The organism is Streptomyces sp., from assembly GCF_050698815.1.
Taxonomy (GTDB): domain Bacteria; phylum Actinomycetota; class Actinomycetes; order Streptomycetales; family Streptomycetaceae; genus Streptomyces.
Map to the genome: position 1 here is coordinate 1 of NZ_JBOHCV010000045.1, position 6113 is coordinate 6113.

7 protein-coding genes are annotated in these 6113 nt (G+C 69.4%); all 7 read left to right on the plus strand.

Annotated features, from left to right (window positions below; all coding sequences use genetic code 11):
* Window positions 1-745: cell division protein FtsQ/DivIB (locus ACRDP3_RS01825; RefSeq protein ID WP_431515012.1), on the plus strand; the 745-nt coding region annotated here is incomplete at its 5' end.
* A 235-nt stretch (window positions 746-980) separates the two neighbouring features.
* Window positions 981-2201, plus strand: coding sequence for a cell division protein FtsZ (gene ftsZ, locus ACRDP3_RS01830; protein WP_431515013.1), 1221 nt, complete (start codon window positions 981-983; stop codon window positions 2199-2201).
* A complete protein-coding gene (gene pgeF / locus ACRDP3_RS01835; protein ID WP_431515014.1) occupies window positions 2198-2929 on the plus strand; it encodes a peptidoglycan editing factor PgeF in 732 nt (243 codons plus the stop codon). The genes ftsZ and pgeF overlap by 4 nt, the downstream gene beginning before the upstream one ends.
* A gap of 69 nt (window positions 2930-2998) precedes the next feature.
* Window positions 2999-3661 (plus strand): YggS family pyridoxal phosphate-dependent enzyme, encoded by a 663-nt coding sequence (locus ACRDP3_RS01840; RefSeq protein WP_431515018.1) that lies wholly within the window; start codon window positions 2999-3001, stop codon window positions 3659-3661.
* A 167-nt stretch (window positions 3662-3828) separates the two neighbouring features.
* Window positions 3829-4464: a cell division protein SepF gene (locus ACRDP3_RS01845; RefSeq protein ID WP_431515015.1), complete on the plus strand. Its 636-nt coding sequence runs from the start codon at window positions 3829-3831 to the stop codon at window positions 4462-4464.
* Between the two features lie 73 nt (window positions 4465-4537).
* Window positions 4538-4822, plus strand: a complete 285-nt coding sequence (locus ACRDP3_RS01850; RefSeq protein WP_431515016.1) for a YggT family protein — start codon at window positions 4538-4540, stop codon at window positions 4820-4822.
* A gap of 52 nt (window positions 4823-4874) precedes the next feature.
* Window positions 4875-6080 (plus strand): DivIVA domain-containing protein, encoded by a 1206-nt coding sequence (locus tag ACRDP3_RS01855; RefSeq protein ID WP_431515017.1) that lies wholly within the window; start codon window positions 4875-4877, stop codon window positions 6078-6080.
* The last annotated feature ends 33 nt before the right edge of the window (window positions 6081-6113 follow it).

Below are 6113 nucleotides of genomic sequence, written 5' to 3' on the forward strand. Positions count from 1 at the left end.
GTCCGCCGCAAGCGGTCTCCGGCGCGCTCCGTGGCGCCGGGGACCGCGCGGGCGCCGCCTCCTGCTGCTCACGCTCGCGCCGGTGGCGTTGGCGGGCTTCGGGGTGTGGGCGCTGTACGGGTCGAGCTGGCTGCGGGTGGAGCGGGTATCGGTCAGCGGCAACCAGGTGCTGACGGGGGATCAGGTACGGGCCGCGGCTCGCATTCCGGTTGGGACCCCGGTCGGCTCGGTCGACGGCACTGCGGCGGAACGCCGTCTGCGGGCCGCGCTGCCGCGCCTCGGGGACGTTCAGGTCGTACGGGCGTGGCCCCACGGAATCGGGCTCAAGGTGACCGAGCGGAAGGCTGAACTGGTCATCGGGAAAGCGGGAAAATATGTCGAAGTGGATGACGAAGGCGTGCGTTTCGCCACCGTTCCCCAGCAGCCGAAGGGCGTTCCGCTTCTGGCCATGGAAGTTCGGCGGTCGGCCGGCCTTCGCCACTTCGGTGCCGCGCGGCTGCGCCGCGAAGCGGTCGCGGCGACGACGGCGCTTCCCGAATCCGTGGCACGCGAAACCCGGACCGTGCGGGTCCGTTCCTACGACTCCATCACACTGGAGTTGACGGGAGGCCGTACGGTGCTGTGGGGGAGCGGCGAACGGGGTACGGCGAAGGCGAAGTCACTGACCGCGCTGATGAAAGCGGCCAAGGGGGCCGAGCACTTCGATGTCAGCGTCCCCAGCGCCCCCGCGTCGTCAGGGAGTTGACGAGCTTCGCCGCAGGCCAGCACCCTGGATGACTCACCACGACCTGATCACATAGGGTGAAAAGAAAAACGGGAGGTTCGGCGTGTTCGTTGAACACCCACCAGTTGTCGACTTAGTGTCCGTTCCGAAGCCCAAGGAAGACGGACACTGGTAACCCTGAACTTCACGCTTAGGGTTCGGGTCGGCGCAGGACCGCCCCACAGGGATACGTAACTCGAGGCGAGAGGCCTTCGACGTGGCAGCACCGCAGAACTACCTCGCAGTCATCAAGGTCGTCGGCATCGGCGGCGGTGGCGTGAATGCCATCAATCGGATGATCGAGGTCGGTCTCAAGGGCGTCGAGTTCATCGCGATCAACACCGATGCGCAGGCCCTGTTGATGAGCGACGCAGACGTCAAGCTCGACGTGGGCCGCGAACTGACGCGCGGTCTGGGGGCGGGCGCCAACCCCGATGTCGGCCGGAAGGCGGCGGAGGACCACCGCGAGGAGATCGAGGAGGTCCTCAAGGGGGCCGACATGGTCTTCGTCACCGCGGGCGAAGGCGGCGGCACCGGCACCGGTGGCGCTCCCGTCGTCGCGAACATCGCCCGTTCGCTCGGCGCCCTGACGATCGGCGTCGTCACCCGCCCGTTCACCTTCGAGGGCCGTCGCCGCGCCAATCAGGCCGAGGACGGCATCGCCGGACTGCGCGACGAGGTCGACACCCTCATCGTCATCCCCAACGACCGGCTGCTGTCCATCTCGGACCGGCAGGTCAGCGTGCTGGACGCGTTCAAGTCGGCGGACCAGGTGCTGTTGTCGGGCGTGCAGGGGATCACCGATCTGATCACCACACCGGGACTCATCAACCTCGACTTCGCCGACGTCAAGTCGGTGATGTCCGAGGCGGGTTCGGCGCTGATGGGCATCGGTTCGGCTCGCGGTGACGACCGTGCGGTCGCGGCGGCCGAGATGGCGATCTCCTCGCCACTGCTTGAGGCGTCCATCGACGGTGCCAGAGGCGTGCTGCTGTCCATTTCGGGCGGCTCGGACCTCGGTCTCTTCGAGATCAACGAGGCCGCCCAGCTGGTCAGCGAGGCCGCGCACCCCGAGGCCAACATCATCTTCGGCGCGGTGATCGACGACGCGCTCGGTGACGAGGTACGGGTCACCGTGATCGCGGCCGGCTTCGACGGCGGCCAGCCGCCGCCCAAGAACCGCGACAAGGCGCTCGGTTCGCACGGCGGAAAGGAGGAGTCGAGCACGTCCGCCGCCTACGGGAGCGCCGAGGACGGGGACCGCCCCTCCTTCGGCGGCCTGGGTACCGTCACCCCGCGCGGGAGCGAGTCCTCCCCGGTCGGCGACGCCTCCGGCTCCGGTTCCGGCCGGGACCCCCTGTCCCCGCAGGTCCCGCCGGCCCGTCCGTACCATGACAGCCAGGCCGAGGAGCTGGACGTACCGGACTTCTTGAAGTGATAGAGCGGCACGACTCCGCGAGCGGCGCGCATTTCGCCTTCACCGACCGGTGGGGCGGGGTGAGCGCCGTTCCGTATGAAGCACTCAACCTCGGCGGCGCGGTCGGCGACGACGCGTCGCGGGTACGCAGGAACCGCGCTCTGGCTGCCGGCTCGCTGGGACTCGACCCCGGCGACGTGGTCTGGATGCATCAGGTGCACGGACGTGATGTCGCCCTCGTCGACCGTCCGTTCGGCGAGGACGCCCCGCCCGTCGACGCCGTGGTCACCGCGCGGCGCGGACTCGCCCTCGCCGTGCTCACCGCCGACTGCACCCCCCTTTTGCTGGCGGATCCCGAAGCGGGGCTCGTAGGCGCCGCGCACGCGGGGCGGCCCGGGCTGCTGGCCGGGGTGGTGCCGGCGCTTCTCGAAGCGATGACGGCTCGTGGGGCGCGCCCGGAGCGGCTGCTCGCGCGTACCGGTCCGGCGGTGTGCGGGCGGTGTTACGAGGTGCCCGCGTGGATGCGCGCGGAGGTCGCGGCCGCTGTGCCCGAGGCGTACGCGACGACGAGTTGGGGCACCCCGGCGGTCGACATGGCGGCCGGGGTACGGGCACAGCTCGCGGCCTCCGGTGTCACAACCTTGGAACAGTCCGCTGTGTGCACCATGGAGTCGGCTGATCACTTTTCGTACCGGCGGGAGAAGACCACCGGCCGGCTCGCGAGCTATGTCTGGCTGGAGATGAACTGAACGGTGACGGACCTCACTGCCCGTCGGGCCCAACTCGCCGGGAATCTCGCCCGGGTGGAGGAGCGCGTCATGGGCGCTTGCGTCGCATCGGGGCGTGAGCGTGCCGACGTCACGCTGATCGTCGTCACCAAGACCTTTCCCGCCGAGGACGTCCGGCTGCTCGCGGAGCTGGGTGTACGCGACGTCGCGGAGAACCGGGACCAGGACGCGGCGCCGAAGGCCGCCGCGTGCGAGGATCTGCCGCTGAGCTGGCACTTCGTCGGCCAACTGCAGACCAACAAGGTACGTTCGGTGGCGAGTTACGCCGACGTCGTGCACTCGGTCGACCGGACCCGGCTCGTCGGCGCCCTCAGCCGCGAGGCCGTGCGCCTCGGCCGGGAGCTGGACTGCCTCGTCCAAGTGGCGCTCGACGCCGGGTCGGGGGAGGCCGGCAGCAGGGGCGGTGCGGCACCGGAGTCGGTGGCCGGGCTGGCCGACGCGCTGGCTGCCGCCCAAGGGCTGCGGCCGGCAGGGGTGATGACGGTCGCGCCGCTGACGGGGCCGTACGCCGGGCGCCCCGGCGCGGCCTTCGAGCGGCTGCGGGAAATCTCAACCGGCCTGCGGGCGACGCATCCTGCTGCGACGATGGTGTCGGCCGGGATGAGTGCGGATCTCGAAGAGGCGGTGGCAGCCGGTGCGACACATGTGCGCGTCGGCAGCGCGGTACTCGGAGAGCGACCCCCGCTCGGGTAACGTCGCGAAGCAAGTCGGACCACGGCAGAAAATATGGTCATTTCCCTTGGAAGTCGTTGGGAATCGGCAGGCGGATAGGCCCGAGTGGATCCAAGTCACCGGTGACGGGGCCATGGGGCCTCCCCGCCGAAGGCACGGGACCCATCACAGAGCGGAGGACGCAGAGAATGGCCGGCGCTATGCGCAAGATGGCGGTCTACCTCGGTCTCGTGGAGGACGATGGGTACGACGGCCCGGGGTTCGACCCCGACGACGAGTTCGAGCCCGAACCGGAGCCCGAGCGGGATCGCCGACGGCATGAGCCGTTGCGGTCGCCCGACTCCTCGCAGCCGACCGAGCCGGGGGATCCGGTGCGCGTCATGCACCCACCGGCGCAGCGGGAGCGGGAGCAGTCATCCCTCCCCGCAGTCACCGAAAGTGGACGATCCGGGAGAATTGCTCCCGTGTCATCCATCACACCTGAACGCCAGAATCTGGAGAAGAGCGCCCCGGTGATCATGCCCAAAGTCGTGTCGGAGCGGGAGCCGTACCGGATCACCACGCTGCACCCCCGGACCTACAACGAGGCCCGTACCATCGGGGAACACTTCCGTGAGGGCACCCCGGTGATCATGAACTTGACGGAGATGGACGACACCGACGCGAAGCGACTTGTCGACTTTGCGGCCGGTCTGGTCTTCGGTCTGCACGGCAGTATTGAAAGAGTGACGCAGAAGGTGTTCCTGCTGTCTCCTGCTAACGTCGATGTCACGGCGGAGGACAAGGCCCGCATCGCGGAGGGCGGGTTCTTCAACCAGAGCTGAAGACGCAAGGATCAAGGGATCGGGCCGTAGGGTCGCACGAGCGCCAACGCGGCGAGGGGAGAGGGAAGCGTAGATGAGAACCGCATTGGACGTGGTCCAAATCGCGCTGTACTGCTTCCTGATCGTGTTGATCTTCCGGCTGGTGATGGACTACGTCTTCCAGTTCGCCCGCTCATGGCAGCCCGGCAAGGCGATGGTGGTCGTTCTGGAGGCCACCTACACTGTCACTGATCCGCCACTCAAGCTGCTGCGGCGGTTCATTCCGCCGCTGCGCTTCGGGGGCGTGGCGCTCGACCTGTCCTTCTTCGTGCTCATGATCATCGTCTACATCCTGATCAACGTCGTGGCCAGGCTGTGAACGATCGAAATGGTCTTGCCGATATGCCGACGACTTACGTTGAGGTGAAGAGATGCCACTGACCCCCGAGGACGTGCGGAACAAGCAGTTCACGACCGTCCGCCTCCGAGAAGGCTATGACGAGGACGAGGTCGATGCCTTCCTTGATGAGGTCGAAGCCGAACTGACGCGTCTGCTGCGGGAGAACGAGGACCTGCGGGCCAAGCTGGCCGCAGCGACCCGTGCCGCCGCGCAGAACCAGCAGCAGGGCGGCATGCGCAAGCCCGAGCCGCAGGACCGGCAGGGCGGGCCTCCCGTGCCCGCCGCCATATCCGGTCCGCAGCCGGTGCCACCGGGTCAGCACGGCGGTCCGGGCCAGCACCCGGGTCAGCACGGCGGTCCGGGCCAGCACCCGGGCCAGCACGGCGGTCCGGGCCAGCACCCGGGCCAGCACGGCGGCCCCCAGCAGGGTGGCCACATGGGTGGTCCGCCCCAGCTGCCCGGCGGTCAGCCGCAGCTTCCTGCCGGCCCTGGCGGCCCACAGGGCGGTCCGATGGGCCATGGTGGCCCGCAGGGCGGTCCCGGCGGCCTCATGGGTCCCGGAGGGCCCCAGATGCCGGGTGGTGGCGGCCAGCACAACGACAGCGCCGCGCGCGTACTGTCTCTTGCGCAGCAGACCGCTGACCAGGCCATCGCGGAAGCCCGTTCCGAGGCCAACAAGATCGTCGGTGAGGCGCGCAGCCGTGCCGAGGGTCTGGAGCGGGACGCCCGTGCCAAGGCCGACGCCCTGGAACGGGACGCCCAGGAGAAGCACCGCGTGGCGATGGGCTCCCTGGAGTCCGCGCGGGCGACCCTGGAGCGCAAGGTCGAGGACCTGCGGGGCTTCGAGCGCGAATACCGCACCCGACTGAAGTCGTACCTGGAGAGCCAGCTGCGCCAGCTGGAGAACCAGGCCGACGACTCGCTGGCCCCGCCGCGCACCCCGGCGACCGCCTCGCTTCCGCCGTCCCCCTCGATGGCCGGTGCGGGCGCACCCGCCGGACCTGGTGTCGGCAGCATGGGCGGCCACCAGCCGATGGGCGGCAACGGCCACCCCATGGGCGGCCACGGCGGTCCCGGCGGTCACACCCAGGGCGGCGGTCAGTCCTATGGCGGTGGGCAGCAGCAGATGTCCCCCGCGATGACCCAGCCGATGGCTCCGGTCCGTCCGCAGGGCGGCCCCCAGCAGCAGGCGCCGTCGCCGATGAGGGGCTTCCTGATCGACGAGGACGACAACTGACCCTCTGACGGCGGATTCGCCGCACACCACATG